A 16,155-nucleotide genomic window follows, 5' to 3' on the forward strand; every position below is an offset into this window, starting at 1 on the left:
TGCGTGGATGGGTGAGACGACTCCAACACGCATGCAGGGTCTTCGCAGGGCCGCGGAACACGCGGCGTAACGGGGTGCAACGCGGCGTCATGCGGGGAATGCCACCCGCGTGCTCGCCGTTGCGGCGCCGGCGTGACGCCTCGCCGCCGTCGGCTCCGCTGCCGGATGCCGACGCCCTCTAGGGTTCCGGGATGACCACGCACCCCACCGTCCGTCCCGCCGTGCCCGACGACGCCGACGGGATCGCCGAGGTCCACATCCGCACCTGGCAGGAGACGTACGCGCACCTGCTGCCGGCCGCGTACCTCGACGGCCTGGACGTCGCGGCGCGCGCCGAGCAGTGGCGGGGCTCGCTGGGTGACGCTTCCGGGGCTCCGACCTTCGTCGCCCTCGACGACGACCGCATCGTCGGCTTCGCGCTCGCGGGACCGGCGCGCGACGAGGATCCGCCGCGGCCCTTCCAGCTCTACGCGATCAACGTGGTCGCGTCCGCGCACGGCACCGGCGCCGGCCAGGCCCTGTTCGACGCGGCCGTCGGCGACTCCCCCGCCTACCTCTGGGCCGCCGACGACAACCCGCGCGCGGCGGCGTTCTACCGCCGCAACGGGTTCGCGCGCGACGGGGGCGTCGAGCGGCAGACGTACCAGGGGGCGGAGATGGTCACGGTGCGGATGGTGCGGTGAGGATGCGGGCGCGAGGCCCGCGGACCGACGCGCCGCTCAGCGGAGCTTGACCACGCGGATCGCCGCGAGGGTGAGGAGGACGACGAGCGCGCCGAGGCCCACGCTCGTCGCGAGGAGCGGCAGGGTGTCCGCCGCCGTGAGGCCCCCGGATCCCGCGATCGCCGTCGACCCCAGGTTCAGCGCCCGGGTGTTGATCGCCTGCGGGAGCACCTCCGCCAGCGGACGCAGGGCCGCCGAGGTCACGGCGGCGACGCCCGCGACGCACCCGACGAGGCACAGCGCGACCGGCGCCGCGAAGGACCGCAGGAGCAGCGACAGCAGGGACTGGACGGCGATGAGGGGCAGCGCCGCCACGGTCGCGATCAGCCCCACGAGGAGGAACGCGACGGGGAACGGGCCGTCCAGCCGGAGCACGAACAGCCCGGACACCGCCGTGCCGCCGACGAGCACCGCCTGCATCAGCGCCACCGGCACGAGGATCGCCACGATCTTCGCCAGCACGAGCCGGATCGGTCGCGCGGTCGCCGTCAGCAGGGCGTTCCAGTTGGTGCCGCGGTGCTCGACGCGCCAGATGGCCGCCGCGAGCAGGCTGATGCCCATCGAGTAGAAGAGCAGGCCGTAGAACAGCACCGCCTGCGAGGTGAAGGACGCCCACCCGGAGTCCAGGGTCTGCGTGTTGTTCGCCAGGTTGATGGTGCCGGTGACGACTGCCAGGAGCGGCAGCAGCACCGCGATGATCCAGATGCTGGAGCGCTTGAGCTTCACGGCCTCGGCTCGGAACACGCCCGTCACCTCTCCACGCGGTCGAGCCGGATCGTCGCGAGCGCGAAGGCCGCCGCGACCACGACGAGGAAGCCGGCGATCCACCCGAGCGGCGAGGCGACGTAGCCCACGCCCGCGTCCGACTGGCCGGCCTGCGAGATGACGGCGTAGTACCCCCACGGGATGGCCCGGCTCGCGACGGACGGGAGCAGGAGGGAGAAGACGGCCAGGAAGGCGCCCAGCATCCCCACGCCCACGCTGATGAGCTGGTTCTCGACGCGCGCCGCGAGCCAGACGTGCAGCGCGCAGAACGCCACGTCGACCAGGTAGAGCAGGAGCGTGTACAGCGCCCACGGCCCCACCTCGACGGGCACCCGGATCCCGGCGGCGTACCCGGCGGCGATCACGAGCAGCGATTGGATCAGCACGGCGGGCACGAGGAGCACCGCGAGGGCCACGAGCTTGGCCCGGCACAGCTCCCCCGCCGTGCGTCCCGCGCCCGCCGCGAGGATCCACCCGCCCGCCTGGTGCTCGATGTCGGTCTGGCGGCTCGCGATCACCGCGGTGAGGATCGGCGAGGTCATCGCCGCCATGAGCGTGTAGCCGAGCAGGAGCGCGGCCCAGGGGCGCGCGCCCGGATCGTCGAAGCCCGCACGCGTGCTGCCCGCGAACTGCGACGCCGAGCTCAGGGCGGCGACGGCCACCACCATGCCGATGAGCAGCGGGAGCGAGCGGAGCCGGTGCATCTTGCGGAACTCGATCGCCACGGCGCGCCTCACAGCTGCCCCCCGCGCCCGGTGATGTCCATGAACACGTCCTCCAGGCTCTGCGGCAGCCGCCGCACCTCGTGCACGGGCACGTCGGCCGCCACGAGCCGGCGCACGATGTCCGCGGTCTCGTCCTTGGAGCGGGCGCTGAGCCGGATCCCCTCCGGGCTCCTGGCCGCCCCGGCGACCTCCGCCATGGCCCGGTCCGGCGCGGACGTCTCGATGACGAGGTCGGGGATGGAGTGCTCGAACAGCTCGGCGCGCGTGCCCTGGAAGATCATCCGGCCGTCGGCCAGGATGCCGAGCACGCCCGCCATCTTCTCGATCTCGTCGAGGAGGTGGCTGGAGACCATCACGGTGATGCCCTGGCCGGCCAGGTCCATGAGGAGGGAGCGGACCTCCTCGATGCCCGCCGGATCCAGCCCGTTGGTGGGCTCGTCGAGGACGAGCAGCGAGGGGTCGCGGGCGAGGGCCATGGCGATCCCCAGCCGCTGCTTCATTCCGAGCGAGTACCGGCGCACCAGCTTGTCGCGGTGCTGCGTGAGCCGCACGGTCGCGAACGCCCGCTCCACCTGGGCCTCCGCGAGCCCGAGCATGTCGCGCACGATCCGCATGTTCTCCCACCCCGTGAGGTGGCCGTAGCCGGCGGGCGCCTCGATCATGGAGCCGATGGACGGCAGGAGCCCGCCGCGCGTCGCCGGCGTGAGCCGCTGGCCGAACAGGTGGATCTCGCCCGACGTGGGCTGCGTGAGCCCGAGCAGCATCTTCATGGTCGTGGACTTGCCGGAGCCGTTGGGCCCGAGGAACCCGTACACGGACCCCTGCGGCACCTCGATGTCGAGCGCGTCGACGGCGACGTGATCCCGGAACCGCTTGGTGAGCCCGCGGGTGGCGATGACGGCGCTCATCGGCGCGGGGGTGTCGTGGTCGGCATGCCCCCATACTCGGCCGGCCGCCGCGCGGGCGCATCGTGCCGTGGGCCGGTCCCGCCCGGTCCCCTCTCCTGCGATGGGAGGAGCGGGGGCAGGTCGGCGGGGCCGCGGCCCGCGCGCCGCAGCGGTCAGGCGGCGAGGCCCCTCCGGTGCGCCCAGATCACCAGGTGGACGCGGTCGCGCACGGCGAGCTTGGTGAGGATGTGCCCGACGTGCGTCTTCACCGTGACCTCCGCGATGGACAGGTCGCGGGCGATCTCCGGGTTGGACGCGCCCGTGACGAGGCGCGTGAACACGACCCGCTCCCGGTCGGTCAGGACGTCGAGCGCTGCGGTGTCCGGGTCGGGCGGCGCCGTCCTCTCGACGGCCAGCCGCTCGAGGAGCCGCTGCGTGGTGCTCATCGAGGCGGCGAACGTGCCGTTGTGCACGGACCGGATCGCGTCGACCAGCTGCACGGCGGTGCTGTCCTTCAGCAGGAAGCCGACGGCGCCGGCGCGCAGCATCCGGATGGCGTAGGAGTCCGTGTCGTGGGTGGTGAGCCCCAGGATCCGCGTCCCCTCGGCGCGCCCGCCCTCCACGAGCCGGCGGGTCGCCTCGATGCCGTCGAGGACCGGCATGCGGACGTCCATGAGCACCACGTCCGGGCGGAGCTCGACGACGCGGGCGACGGCCTGCTCGCCGTCCGCGCAGACGCCGACCGCGGCCATGTCCGGCTGCGCGTCCACGATGCGGGCGAAGCCATCCCGCACGAGGGACTGGTCGTCGACCACGACGACCCGGATCGGCGCGGGCGCGTCGGTCACGGGGTGCTCCCGCCGAGCGGCGCGGTCGGCCACCGCGCCTGGAGGACGAACTCGTCGTCGCACGCGTACCGGGCCTGCCCGCCGTAGAGCGCGCAGCGACGGCGGATCGCGGCGAGGCCCCGGTGCTCCTGCACGGGGCATCCCCGCTTGTCGCGAACCACGGCATTGGCGACGGTGATCGCCAGCGCGTCGGGCGACCACTCGACGCGGAGGCGCGCGGTGCCGCCCGCGCCGTGCCGCATGGCGTTCGTGAGGGACTCCTGCACGACCCGGTAGACGGCGAAGCCCACGCCCGGCAGGAGGGGTCGCGGCGAGCCCGCGTCCTGCCTGTCGATGCCGAGGCCGGAGCCGCGGAAGCCCTCGACGAGGGCGTCGACGTCGTCCCAGCCGGGGATGGGACGCACGTCCGCGTCGGCGTCGGTGGGCGCCAGGAGCCCCCGCACCTCGTGCAGGGCGGCCCGGCTGGTCTCGGAGATGGTGCGGAACATGCGCGACGCCTCGGGGCTCGGCGCGGTCGCCCGGCCGCTCTCCGCCTGGACGATGACGCTGGTCAGAGTGTGCGCCAGCACGTCGTGCATGTCGTCGCTGATGCGCTCGCGCTCCTCGTAGGCGGCGAGCCGCGTCCGGGCGTCCGCGTCGCGTTCGGACAGCGTCGTCCGGAGCTCGGCGGTGCGGACGGCCTCGCTGCGGCGCCGTTCGAGCAGACCGGCCGCCCACGCGATCGCGAAGCTCACGGACACGAGCGCGATGACCATGCCGACGGATCCCGTGGAGCCCAGCTCCCCGCCGGTGAGGGTGCGCGCGGCGAGGACGACCACGAAGCACGCGCCGAGGGCGAGGCCGACGTGCCGGAGCCGGTCCGCGGCGTGGGCGGCGACGGAGTAGGCCGCCACCAGGAGCACGACGTCACCCGGGAACAGGAGCGAGCTCGTGGCGAGCATGTGCGCCGACGAGATCGCCGTGGCCAGCAGCGCGGCGGTGACGGGCCGCGCGTGGCGCACCGCGAGCGTGAGCGCCATGAGGGACGACCAGATCCAGTCGGGCTGGCCCAGGACGCCCATGATGGCGCACAGGACTACCGCAGCGCCCGCGACGACCTGGTCGCCTTGCGCGCGCAGACTCCCCCGTCGCATCACGTCCTCAGGCTAGCGGGGAGGACACGCCCGGCCGCCGGCGGACGCCCTCCCCCCGGCCCCCCGTCCGCGGGGCATCCCGGTCGCGGCCTCCGACGATGGGCGGAGGGCACGGCCGCGGATGTCATCGGGTCGCACGATGCGCTCGGACGGAAGCCGCTGGGAACGTGAACACCAGGGATCGCGCACGGGCTGCGCGTCGACGCCGCACCGGCCGAGGCGCACGGATCCGCGATCCCCACGGGGCAAGTCGGACCTGTGACGGCCCATGGGCCATCGGGATGGGTGCGGCTCGCACCACGACGGTCTGGGCCGACCGGCCGGGATCCATGCGCGACAACAGGAACACAGGTGGAACACGATGAACGACATCCTCGAGACGGAGACCCCCGTCATGGTCAGCCCCCGGTGGGACATGCTCGTCGACGCGGGCGAGGACACCAGCCCGTCCGTCCAGACCCAGATCGACGCGGAGTTCCGTCGCGTCGTGAGCCCGTACATGTCCAGCAGCGGCTGGCTCTGCACGCTCACCATCGAATGCGGGACGATCATCTGCGCGTGTCGCTGACGGACGCACTCGACGGACGGGCTGCGCTCGGCGCGCGGTCCGTCCGCTCCGCGTCGGGCCCCGCCCGCCGGAGCGGCGAGGGGGATCTGACGTGACGATCACCGCGGCCGAGCTCTCGCTGCTGCAGGCGTCCCGGCTGCGCGAACGGCGCGCGGCGACGCGGGCCGATGCCCGACCGGTCCCCGAGCTGACGCGCGCCTGGCGCGACGACGCCCTCGTCGACGACGGGACGCACGCCGCCTACCTCGCCGGGCAGCTGCTGGACGGCGACGACCTCGTGGCGCTCCTGGCGGGCGACGCGTGGACCCCGCGGGCCGCGAGCGCGGACTGGCTCGCCCGGGTCGACCCCTGGCTCGTGCATCCGCCGGTCTCCGCGGAGGCCTACGCGCCGGCGAACGGCCACCTCGTCGTCGAGGACACCCGCGTGGCCGGGCTCCCCTTCGCCGCCCTGCTCGGCCCGATGGTCGGCGCGCAGCGGGCGCACCTGGACGGTCGCCCGTGGCTCTCGCGCACCGCACGCGCGGATCTCCTCGACGGCCTCGCGGAGCGCCTCGCGAGCCTCTCCCTCCGGGCCCTCCTCGCGGAGCTCGCCCGGGATCCGGCACCGGGTCGGCACGCGCGGCTGGATGCGCGGCTCGCCGACCCCGCGCACCGCGCCGAGCTCCTCTCCCGCCACCCCGTCCTCGCGCGCGACCTCGTCACGGCGATCGGCAGCTGGCGCGCGCACGTCGCGCGCATCCTCGACCGCCTGCACGCCGACCACGGCAACCTCGTCCGGATGGGCCTCGCGACCGAGCGGCTCGACGCCCTGGAGGCCGTGGACCTGAGCTCGGGCGACCCCCACGACGGCGGGCAGTCCGTCGCGACGCTGCGCTTCTCCGACGGCAGCCGGCTCGTCTACAAGCCGCGCGACTGCCGGGTGTTCGCGCTGTACCGCGACCTCGTCGACGCGCTCGCGCCCGCCCTCCCCGCCGAGATCCGCCTGCGCGCGGCCGCGGTGCTGCCGCGCGACGGGTACGGCTGGGTCGAGTTCGTGGCCCACGCCGAGGACGCCGCCTCCGCGATCCCCCTGTCCCGGCACCTCGGCCGGCTCGGCTCGCTGCTCGCCGTCGCGCACGTGCTCGGCGCGTCCGACCTCCACCTCGAGAACGTCATCGCCTCCGCGGACGGTCCCGTGCCCATCGACCTGGAGACGCTGATCCAGAACCGCAGCGAGGTCGACGGCGAGGACGGGACGGCCCTGCGCCGGGCGTCGCGGATGCTCAACGCGTCGGTGCTGGGCAGCGGCATCCTCCCGGTCCAGCTCACCACCGGGGAGGGCACGAGCATCGACGTCAGCGTCAGCACCGGGGGCCTGCACGGCGCGGGGACCACGGCGACCGTCCACCAGGTGGTGGACGCGGCCACGGACCGCATGCGCATCGAGGCGCGCGAGATGCCGGTCGGCCGGTCGCGCAACCAGCCGCCGGGAGCGACGCTCGCGCGCATCCGCTCCGGTCGCGCCGCCCTCGCGGACGGGTACGAGCGCACCTTCCGCGCCATCGTCGAGCGCCGGGCGGAGGTCCGCGCGATCCTGTCGGCCGCGCCCGACATCTCGTCGCGGCACATCGTGCGCGCCACCCGCTCCTACTCCCTGCTCCTCACGGAGATGCGCCGACCCCGCCCGCTCCGCAGCGGCATCGACCGGGACCACCTCCTCCGCCACCTCTGGACGCGCGTCGAGGAGCATCCCGCGGATGCCGCGCTGGTCGAGGCGGAGGAGCGCGCCCTCTGGCGGCTCGACGTGCCCCTGTTCTCCACGCGCATGGACGCACGCGCCCTCATCGCCGACGACGAGGAGGCCGGGCCGCAGCGCTTCGCGCGGAGCACGCGCGAGGACGTGCTCGACCGGCTCGCGCGGCTCACCCTCGACGACCTCCCCGAGTCCCTCCGGCTGGTCGACGAGTCCGTGCTGGCGGCGACCGCGACGCCCGACGGAGACGACGACGCCCGCGACGACGCGCGAGGACGGCAGGCCGCGGACGCCACCGCCTCGCTGGCCCGCGCACCGCGGGTGGACGACGACGCCCTGCGGGAGGCGGCACGCGGACAGGCCCGGATCCTCCTCGCCTCCGCCGTCCTCGGCCGGGACGACGCGACCTGGATCGGCGTGAGCAGCAGCCTCGACAGCAGCGGCCTCGAGTACCGCCCCGCGGGGCCCACCCTGTACGACGGGCTGGCCGGGATCGCGTTCGCCGCGACCCACGCGCACGGCGTGCTGCCCGGCCTCGGGCTCGACGACCTGGCCGGCCGGGCGATGCACGCGGTCACGGCGATCCTCGACGACTGGACGCGCGGCCTGATCGACCTGCCGGTGGGCGCCTACAGCGGCGCGACCGGGCTCCTCCACGCGCTCGCCCACCACGACGCGCGAGTCGGCGGAGACGGGCACCGCGACCTCCGGGCGGCGGCCGTCCGACGGCTCGGCGAGGTGGCCCACGAGGATCCGCACCTGGACGTGATGGCGGGCGTCGCCGGCGCGTGCGCCGTCGTCGCGGGGCTGCCCGAGGGCGCGACCGAGGCGGGCCGCCATGCGCTGCGCGCGCTCGCGGGGCGGCTGATGAGCACGGCGGTCGAGGTGGAGGGCGGCGCCCTCGTCTGGGAGACCGGTGCCGAGCGGGCGCGGTTGGGCGGGTTCTCGCACGGCGCATCCGGCGTCGGCTGGGCGCTCGCCCGCACCGCCGGCGTGCTGGGCGACGATGCCATCGCCGATGCGGCCGTCCGCGCCCTGCGCTTCGACGACGCGCTGTTCGACCCGTCCCGCCGCCGCTGGCGCGACGCGAGACCGGAGGCGCGATCCGCGGCCGGATCCTTCCCCGCGCACTGGTGCCACGGCACCGCCGGCATCGCGATGGCACGCGCGGACGCGGCCGCGACGCTCGACCGGCCGGACCTCCTCGAGCTCGCCCTCGTCGGCGCGCGCGAGACGGCGTCGGACGCGCTCCCCTCCGACGACTCCCTGTGCCACGGGACCCTCGGCAACCTCATCGCCGTGCGCGGCGCGACCCGACGCACCGGCGTCGACACCGGGCTCGCGGAGTTCCGCGACCGCGCGCTGCAGCGCGTCCTCCGCGCCGGCCCGCGCAGCGGTCTGCCCCAAGGGGTGACCAGCGTGCGGGGGCTCATGCTCGGCACGGCCGGCGCGCTCTACGCGCTGTGCCGGGAACTGGAGCCGGGGATCCCGGACGCGCTGCTGCTGGAGGGGCCGCGCTGACGGTCGCCCCGGTTGTTCGCGCGGGGTGGCCCGGGCAGCCGTCGTGGGGCCGCCCGGGAGTCGGTCACATCGGGTACCAGCGGTTGCGCTGACCGTCGGCGTCCGGGCCGCATCGGTAGCTCTTGCCCGTGTCGGACTTCTCGACGCTGCCGACCTCGGTCTTCTTGCAGAAGGCACCGGGCGTGATCGTCCGGCCCGGGGCCGGGGCAGGGGCGGGAGCCGGGGCGGCAGGAGCAGGCGCGGGAGCAGGCGCGACGGGCGCCGGAGCAGGAGCCGCCGGCTGCGGCGCGGGCGCCACCGTCGGCGCGACCGTGGGCTCAGGCGTCGGCGTCGGCGTCGGCGCGGGCGCCAGCAGCGTGAGCGTCACGGTGGATCCGGCGTCGGTACGCGATCCCGCGACCGGGCTCTGCGACTTCACGGTCATGCCGTCGGTGACGGCGGTCGCCTCACCCGACTCGAGCACGTACTGGACGACGTAGCCGGCTTCCCGGAGGAGCGCGCGGGCGTCGATGGCGGACTTGGTGTTGACGTCCTCGACGACGTGGACCACGGGGGTCGGCGTCGCGGTGGGCGTCGGGCTCGCAGACGGGGTCGGGCTCGCGCTGGCGGAGATCGCCTCCGCCTGGCGCGGAGCGGGAGCGGACGCCGCGACCGGGACCGTGGCCCCGATGACGATGAGCACGGCCGCGCCCACGGCAGCGACGCCGTTGCGCGAACGGGTCGTCAGGATCGGGATCCAGCTGCGGCGGCCCGTGGCGTAGGGGTAGAGAGCCGTGGCGATCCCGACGAGGCCGAGCGAGACGAACATGCCGCCGAAGCCGCCGAGGGCGGTGATGATCAGCACAGCCAGCGCGACGACGGACGTGATGACCCACGTGGTCGCCGGGTGGCGGCTCGGCCGGGTGTCGGTGATCACGGCAGTCGGAGCCGCAGGAGCGACCGGCGCTGCTGTAGCGCGCTGTCGCGTCGGCAACGGCACCGGCGTCGCGGCGGTCGCTGCGGCCGCCCGGGCGCTCTTGTCCCGAGCCACTGCATCGCGCTCCGCCGCCTTCGCCTGCATGGCCGCCTCGCGCTGCGCGACCTTCGCGGCGCGCTGCTGCTCCGCTTCCGCGGCCCGCACGGCCTTCGCCTGCGCGGCCTCGGCTGCCCGCATCGCCTTGTCGTGCGCGGCCTCAGCCGCCTGGGCGTTCCGCACGGCGTCGGCCTGCTGCGATGCGGCGACCGCCGCCGTCGCTGCCGCGCTCGGAGCGGGCGCCGACGCTGCGGCGGGCTGCGCCATCGGCGCGACGTGCGACGTCCACGTGGATCCGTCCCAGTAGCGGAGCTGCCCGGATCCGTCGGGGAACCAGCCGGCAGGAGCGGCGGAGGGGGCGTCGGGCATGGTGCTCCTCGGGTGCGTACCGCGACGAAGGGGTAGGCGGCAGGTGGTGCCGTCGAGTGACGACGCCTGAGGCTATGGGCGGACTCCTCCGCGCGTAAGCCCTCGTGTGGGGGGTGAAAGTTGCCCGGCACTGCTCCTATTAGTCGCGTCCCGGGCGCTGTTCATGGCACCTCTTTGGCATGAAAACGCTTTGTCGAGTACGACCAACGACCGCCCTGGAAGACGGGCGCTGAAAGGCGTCAACGAGAAGCCCCATGAACGCATCACGTTGACGACCAATCAACCAAAAACACCTCTTGCCGCAATGCCAACCAGGTACTTGTCCCTCTGACTTTATGCAGACAAAGAAAGAGAACGGAAGACGCATGACCCGATCGGACCACGAAGGAACGATCGCTACGCTGCTTCCGCTACTTGCCATTCGGCCGTGAGTCCGAGAAGTTCATACGAAACCACACCCGCTAGACACGCAGCAAGCGCAGGCGCGAAAAGTACGAGATTTCTGCCCCCTGGATGCAAGGCGCTCGAATAAAGAACCCCATCTAACCCTATAGACTTCGCGAATTCACACAGGTATTGCGTAGGGATATAGTCCGTTTCTTTATCCGATGCACGAACTGGCTTGGTGAGCTCTCTCGACAGTCCCTGCATGTACCTGAAACTTGTAAGCCTTACAATTTCATCGTCATCGAAGAAATCCGGCGCTTCCACATCCGCCAGATTCAGCACTCTCACACTCCTTGTAAGCTGGAATTTCCCCACGCTCACGATAGCATGACTCGCAGCACGACTTTCGTAGATGCACGTTGCCTCATCGAATGCCAAATAGAGATAAGGCACTCCCACCGGATTGGCCCGCCCCGCACTCGCTCTAGCGGGCGGAGGTGCACCCATATCGGCACTCATGTATTGCCCTACAGTGTCGGCAAGTCGAGCACGGTAGAGAGCAACGTCGCTTTTTACCTCTTCAATTTGAACTTCGATTGTATTTTTGAGCACTTCGGGATCAGGCAGCATGGAAGGGAAGTAGCGATTTTTTGTCTTAATCTCGTCAGAGAACTCTGCCCACGAAGCGAGATGATCCGCTTCCCCTTGTACGGCGCGTAATACCGCTCCCGCTCCGTCGACTAAAAGCGCGTGTGATCCGACTGCGTCGTAAAGAAATGACTCAACCACGGTGGAGTCAGTGAAGGAGAATATTTGCCAGTCATTTTGAAGGACAGCAGCTATGCGGGACTCACCCATTTCCTCCTCCACGGGGTCATACAGAGACAGCAATCGTAAAATATGTTCACGCCACGCATGCGTGGGCCAAGTACTGTGACTGTAACCATGTCCAAAGTCGCATGTACCAGCGGACCTCGCCTCGCCTCGAGCATTTACGGGCCAGGTTTGAGCCGCGAAGCAGGCCGAACAGGCTCTCATCGGGCTAGGATCCCAGACATCAGCTCTAGGTGATTCTGGATCGAGAGCTTTTTTAATGTCCCGAGTCCGGGGTATGTACGATTTCGCGCATGCTCGCGCATGACGGTGGCAGCACGCGTCTGTAAATCACGACTGTCGAGGAACGCCACCAGTTTGTCAAGTGCTTGCAAGAATTTACCGGCGACATCGGCAGTATCGGCATTGCTCACGCTTGTAAAATGCCGAATCATCACAGGCCCACCAACCTCCCGCTCGAAAGTCCAGTGAATAACGACTGCCCGCGGCTGAAAACCTCCTGTGGCGAAGGGCTCGCCGACGGTCAAGTAATCGCTGAAACCCGCCCAACCATCCTCAGCATAGAACAAATGGTCGTCAGTAAAGACCGACTCCTGGCGCTCGAGGAACTCAGCATTACGAGGTTCAGATACGAAGGCGTCTCTAATGGTGACTGCTTGAGCACTTGGGATGATGGAATCGAAATGACGCCGCCGCAGGCCGTTTTGGATTACATTCATTTTCGCATTATGAGTGGCGGCCCATTCCCTTATGTAATCAATGTCGGGATGTGCGGCCTTATGCAACAAGGCCAAATCGTAGCGAGAACCAAACTTTCGCGAGTAAGCGCCAAAAAGAGATCGCACGTCAGACGAATCCGATAAAATAAGGCCGAGCATTGCAGGCTGATTCGCATCCGCGGAAGCTAAATGCAGAGACAACGAAGACAGAGCGGAGTCGCCCTTCAAATCTCCCACGCTTGGGTTCACAACAAGCGTTGCAGCCACGTGCGCGGATTTCAGAGCACCGAGACAACGATCCAATCCGGAATTCTCAGGCTGACGAACCGGCTCAATAATCGGACGGACGCTTTGCTCTACACCTAGCAGTCCTGCGGTATCTCTAAGCGCAAGAAGCTCATACTGCTTACCTCGAAAGTACGGGTAGTACATTTGACGTCTCCTTTGACTCTACCCATGACAATAAATTGCGAGCCTCCTGACTACTCAAAGACATTTGCGTAATGAGAGCCCTGAAGGGGTATAAGTGCTTATTTAGCAAAAATGGTCGACTCGCAGCACTCCCTCTCGCTCGGAGAACAATTTCGGCCGACTCCTGGAATAGAGACACCGGTATGGAACGCGCAAGCTCGAGGCTTACAGAGTACCGTAGCCCATTTGGAACCTTTGGAGCACTGAGACCGCAAGCTTCGAGGACGCAGTCTCGCTCGCGCGCCCTAAGAACATTAAATATTGCGGCATGGTCAAAAGCGGCCGAACTGCGGCGCGGAGCAGCGAGTTGCGATAGTCGCCCTCGCCTATCCACTCCAATCACACCCGCCGGTGACTGCTCGAGTAAGGCTAGGTAGCGCGCCGCGGCCTCCTTGGGCACTACAACATTGACAAAACCAAAAACAGTAAAGTAGCTACGAAGCTGGCTATCAAGCTTACTCGGCGTGTCAAATTCTGTTTTGATCTCGTAAACTGTGGCGAAGTCGTTGATAATTACGGAATCAGCAATCGAGCCCCCAATGGCGAGCTCATTCAGCATGACTGCTTTTGCGGCCTTATATTTACCGACTAGCAAATTACTTGCGATCAAGTTTCGATAATAGTACTCGGTTCTATAATTGCGAGAAAGTAAGTTGAAGGCCTCGAGAACCACCTCGCCATTAGAAGCATTACTCAACGACAGTGCTTCGCGAAGCCGGCGGACGGTATCATCTACGCGCGACGACGCGGAACCTTCAACGATTGGACGAAAGGCTTTAGTCGAAAAAAGCTGTGCTGCTTGACGCACCAGGGGCTCGCTGTAGGTCGCACTGATCACATTAAGCTGCAAGGCCTCTCCATAACTCAGATGAGATACCTCATCGCTCCTTGCCCTCGACTAAGCAGAGAAACTAAGACCATGTCACTTGTTCGCACTAATCGCGGGCAACCGTAACTGCGCCCGCCCGATGGTCCAACTTCTCCAACTTAGCTAGGTTCCGATCAAGACATCAAGGGATGACCCGCGAACGGGGTGCACCGAGCTACCGCAATGACGAATGCCCCGGCCGGACCCATGGGTCCTTCCGAGGCATGTCCGTCGGGCTGACAGGATTTGAACCTGCGACCCCTTGACCCCCAGTCAAGTGCGCTACCAAGCTGCGCCACAGCCCGCTGTCCCATCGCTGGGCAACTCGTAGAGCCTACCGCATCGGCGGCACTGCTCCGGCACGCACGAGGTCCCGGATCAGGCTGGCGCACCACCCGGGTGACCCGGAGCGGAGGGGTCAGGCGCAGCGGAAGCAGCCACCCTCCCCGGCTTCGGGAACGCCTCCCGCATGTGGTCGCTCCGCAGGATGTCGGCCACCCCGATGAGCAGCAGCGAGAAGACGATCTGCTCGATGACCATCCAGAGCGGGTAGAGGCCCGGGATCGCGGCGACCACGAGGGTCACTATCGGGAAGATCTGGCTGAAGAGGCGCAGGCGCGAGTACGCCCACCAGTAGCCGGTCGAGGCGCGCCAGGCGAAGTAGTAGAGCGTGAGGGTCATCGCGAGCACCACGAAGGAGCGGAACCAGACGGCGGGGGCGATCGCGACGCCGTCCTCGGCGAGGGTCAGGGCGATGGCAACGGCGGTCGCGCCCACGATGGTCTCGGCGATGAGGATCCACCGGATCCAGCGGAAGGCCCGCGCCGTCCACGGGTGGTCGCGCATGTCCTCGGCGATGACGTGGCCCGCCTGGCGCCCGGCGGCGATCCGATCGAGACGGCTGAGCAGCTGGTCCACCGGTGCGATCCTCCGTGTCTCGTGAGCGGGCGTCGGATGCGCCCGGATCAGGGTACGACGTGACGCCTGGAGCCGCCCGCGAACGTGGGGAGCGGCGCGATCCGGACAGGCGACGCGGGCACCAGCCGGCGGTCGGCGGATCCCCCGCATGACGGCCCGTGACGCCCCGCGTCGTCACGCGGGGACACCCGCCGTCACACCCCTCGCCACCCCGCGCGACCCGCCCCTACCGTTGCCCCACCGCGAGGCGCGGCACCGGTCGCGCCCCTTCACGAGAGGACAGGACATGACCCTGATCGACCGCGAGCCCCGACCCGCATCCGGCTCCCCCACGCCCGCCCACGGCACCGCGAACGCGGACGCACCCGCGAGGACCGACCGCCCGCGCCCCGCTCCCCTCGGCGCCGCCCCCGTCGACCGCTGGAAGGGCGCACCGCGTCCCACGACGCCCGCCGCGTGGATCGCCCGCGCCCGCGAGGTCGCCGACATCCTCGCCGTCGACCAGGTCGAGCGCGACCGCGCCGGCGCCAGCCCGCACCAGGAGGTCGCGCTCCTCAAGCACGCCGGCCTCGTCACGCTGCTCGGGCCCGCGGAGCACGGCGGCGGCGGGCAGACCTGGGACACCGCGTACAAGGTGATCCGCGCGGTCGCCCGCGGCGACGGATCCATCGGCCAGCTCCTCGGGTACCACTACCTCTGGGCGTGGGCCGCGCGGCTCGTCGGCACGGACGCGCAGATCGAGGCCGTGGAGAAGCTCGCCACGACAGGCAACCTGCTCTTCGGCGGCGCCGTGAACCCGCGCGACTCCGACCTCGTCATCCGCGAGGACGGCGACGACCTGATCTTCTCCGGCCGGAAGTCGTTCAGCACGGGCGGCGTCGTGTCCGACCTCACCGTGCTCGAGGGCGTCATCGAGGGCACGGAGACCCACGTGTTCGCGATCGTGCCGACGGACCAGCCCGGCATCGTCTTCGGCCACGACTGGGACAGCCTCGGGCAGCGGCTCACGGAGTCCGGCTCGGTCGAGATCCGCGACGTGCGCGTGCCGTGGACGGACGCCGCCGGGTTCGTCGACAAGGTGTTCCAGCCGCTCGTCTACGGCACGCTCAACGTGCCGGCGATCCAGCTCGTGTTCGCGAACTTCTACCAGGGCATCGCGGAGGGCGCGCTCGAGACGGCCGCCGCGTACACGCGCAGCACCACGCGCGCATGGCCGTACGGCGGCGACGACAAGGAGCGCGCGACCGACGAGTGGTACGTGCTCGAGGGCTACGGGCAGCTGCAGTCGAAGGTGTGGGCGTCGGAGGCGCTGCTCGATCGGGTGGGCGCCGAGATCAGCGCCGTGCTGCACGCGCCGCGCGAGAAGCTCACGGAGCGGAAGCGCGGCGAGATCGCCGTGCGCGTCGCGGCGGCCAAGGCGCGCATCGCGGAGGACGGGCTGGAGGTCGGCACGCGGATCCTCGAGCTCACGGGCGCGCGCGCCTCCTCCTCGAAGGCCGGGCTCGACATCTTCTGGAGGAACCTGCGGACGCACACGCTGCACGACCCGATCCCCTACAAGCGCCGCGAGGTCGGCCGGCACGTGCTGCTCGGCGAGATCCCGGAGCCGACCTGGTACACGTGATCCGCAGCCAGCCCCCGACGACGGACGGCGCCGACCCCGCGAGGGATCGACG

General features: G+C 70.0%; 14 protein-coding genes and 1 tRNA gene. 4 read left to right on the forward strand and 11 right to left on the reverse strand.

What is annotated here, in order from left to right:
* Positions 1-191 precede the first annotated feature (191 nt).
* Entirely contained in the window at positions 192-683 is a 492-nt protein-coding gene (locus K0V08_RS05610) for a GNAT family N-acetyltransferase (RefSeq protein ID WP_079533546.1), read from the forward strand.
* Between the two features lie 36 nt (positions 684-719).
* Here K0V08_RS05610 and K0V08_RS05615 read toward each other — a convergent pair whose 3' ends face one another.
* The 5 genes from K0V08_RS05615 to K0V08_RS05635 all read right to left on the reverse strand — a co-directional run bounded on the left by K0V08_RS05615 (position 720) and on the right by K0V08_RS05635 (position 5,080).
* Complete coding sequence (locus K0V08_RS05615; protein WP_079533784.1) at positions 720-1,466, reverse strand: ABC transporter permease; 747 nt, start codon at positions 1,464-1,466, stop codon at positions 720-722.
* 5 nt (positions 1,467-1,471) lie between these two features.
* Complete coding sequence (locus K0V08_RS05620; RefSeq protein WP_231689057.1) at positions 1,472-2,212, reverse strand: ABC transporter permease; 741 nt, start codon at positions 2,210-2,212, stop codon at positions 1,472-1,474.
* Between the two features lie 8 nt (positions 2,213-2,220).
* A complete protein-coding gene (locus K0V08_RS05625) occupies positions 2,221-3,120 on the reverse strand; it encodes an ABC transporter ATP-binding protein (protein WP_012038651.1) in 900 nt (299 codons plus the stop codon).
* Positions 3,121-3,272: 152 nt separating this feature from the next.
* Complete coding sequence (locus K0V08_RS05630; protein ID WP_012038652.1) at positions 3,273-3,947, reverse strand: response regulator; 675 nt, start codon at positions 3,945-3,947, stop codon at positions 3,273-3,275.
* On the reverse strand, positions 3,944-5,080 hold the full coding sequence (locus K0V08_RS05635) for a sensor histidine kinase (protein ID WP_079533550.1): 1,137 nt from the start codon (positions 5,078-5,080) through the stop codon (positions 3,944-3,946). The genes K0V08_RS05630 and K0V08_RS05635 overlap by 4 nt, the downstream gene beginning before the upstream one ends.
* 361 nt (positions 5,081-5,441) lie before the next feature.
* Here K0V08_RS05635 and micA point away from each other — a divergent pair, with 361 nt between their 5' ends.
* On the forward strand, positions 5,442-5,648 hold the full coding sequence (gene micA, locus K0V08_RS05640) for a lantibiotic michiganin-A (protein WP_079533552.1): 207 nt from the start codon (positions 5,442-5,444) through the stop codon (positions 5,646-5,648).
* A gap of 91 nt (positions 5,649-5,739) precedes the next feature.
* Complete coding sequence (locus K0V08_RS05645; RefSeq protein WP_079533554.1) at positions 5,740-8,901, forward strand: type 2 lanthipeptide synthetase LanM family protein; 3,162 nt, start codon at positions 5,740-5,742, stop codon at positions 8,899-8,901.
* A 64-nt stretch (positions 8,902-8,965) separates the two neighbouring features.
* Here the strand turns inward: K0V08_RS05645 and K0V08_RS05650 are convergent, their stop codons facing one another.
* The 6 genes from K0V08_RS05650 to K0V08_RS05670 all read right to left on the reverse strand — a co-directional run bounded on the left by K0V08_RS05650 (position 8,966) and on the right by K0V08_RS05670 (position 14,479).
* Complete coding sequence (locus K0V08_RS05650; protein WP_079533556.1) at positions 8,966-10,282, reverse strand: DUF2510 domain-containing protein; 1,317 nt, start codon at positions 10,280-10,282, stop codon at positions 8,966-8,968.
* A 396-nt stretch (positions 10,283-10,678) separates the two neighbouring features.
* Positions 10,679-11,527 carry an RES family NAD+ phosphorylase gene (locus K0V08_RS05655; protein WP_158219003.1) on the reverse strand — a complete coding sequence of 283 codons (849 nt, stop codon included), beginning with the start codon at positions 11,525-11,527 and terminating at the stop codon, positions 10,679-10,681.
* A gap of 176 nt (positions 11,528-11,703) precedes the next feature.
* Positions 11,704-12,654, reverse strand: coding sequence for a sce7725 family protein (locus K0V08_RS05660; RefSeq protein ID WP_128516984.1), 951 nt, complete (start codon positions 12,652-12,654; stop codon positions 11,704-11,706).
* Positions 12,629-13,531, reverse strand: coding sequence for a sce7726 family protein (locus K0V08_RS16150; RefSeq protein ID WP_158219002.1), 903 nt, complete (start codon positions 13,529-13,531; stop codon positions 12,629-12,631). Before K0V08_RS16150 ends, K0V08_RS05660 begins: the two co-directional genes overlap by 26 nt.
* A 261-nt stretch (positions 13,532-13,792) precedes the next feature.
* Positions 13,793-13,866 (reverse strand) — tRNA-Pro (locus K0V08_RS05665).
* Positions 13,867-13,939: 73 nt separating this feature from the next.
* Positions 13,940-14,479 carry a hypothetical protein gene (locus K0V08_RS05670; RefSeq protein ID WP_079533560.1) on the reverse strand — a complete coding sequence of 180 codons (540 nt, stop codon included), beginning with the start codon at positions 14,477-14,479 and terminating at the stop codon, positions 13,940-13,942.
* Between the two features lie 286 nt (positions 14,480-14,765).
* Here K0V08_RS05670 and K0V08_RS05675 point away from each other — a divergent pair, with 286 nt between their 5' ends.
* The gene (locus K0V08_RS05675) at positions 14,766-16,103 is read left to right on the forward strand and encodes an acyl-CoA dehydrogenase family protein (protein WP_174240264.1); all 1,338 of its coding nucleotides are present in this window, start codon (positions 14,766-14,768) and stop codon (positions 16,101-16,103) included.
* Positions 16,104-16,155 lie beyond the last annotated feature (52 nt).

The sequence above is a fragment of the Clavibacter michiganensis genome (assembly GCF_021216655.1).
GTDB classification, from domain to species: domain Bacteria; phylum Actinomycetota; class Actinomycetes; order Actinomycetales; family Microbacteriaceae; genus Clavibacter; species Clavibacter michiganensis.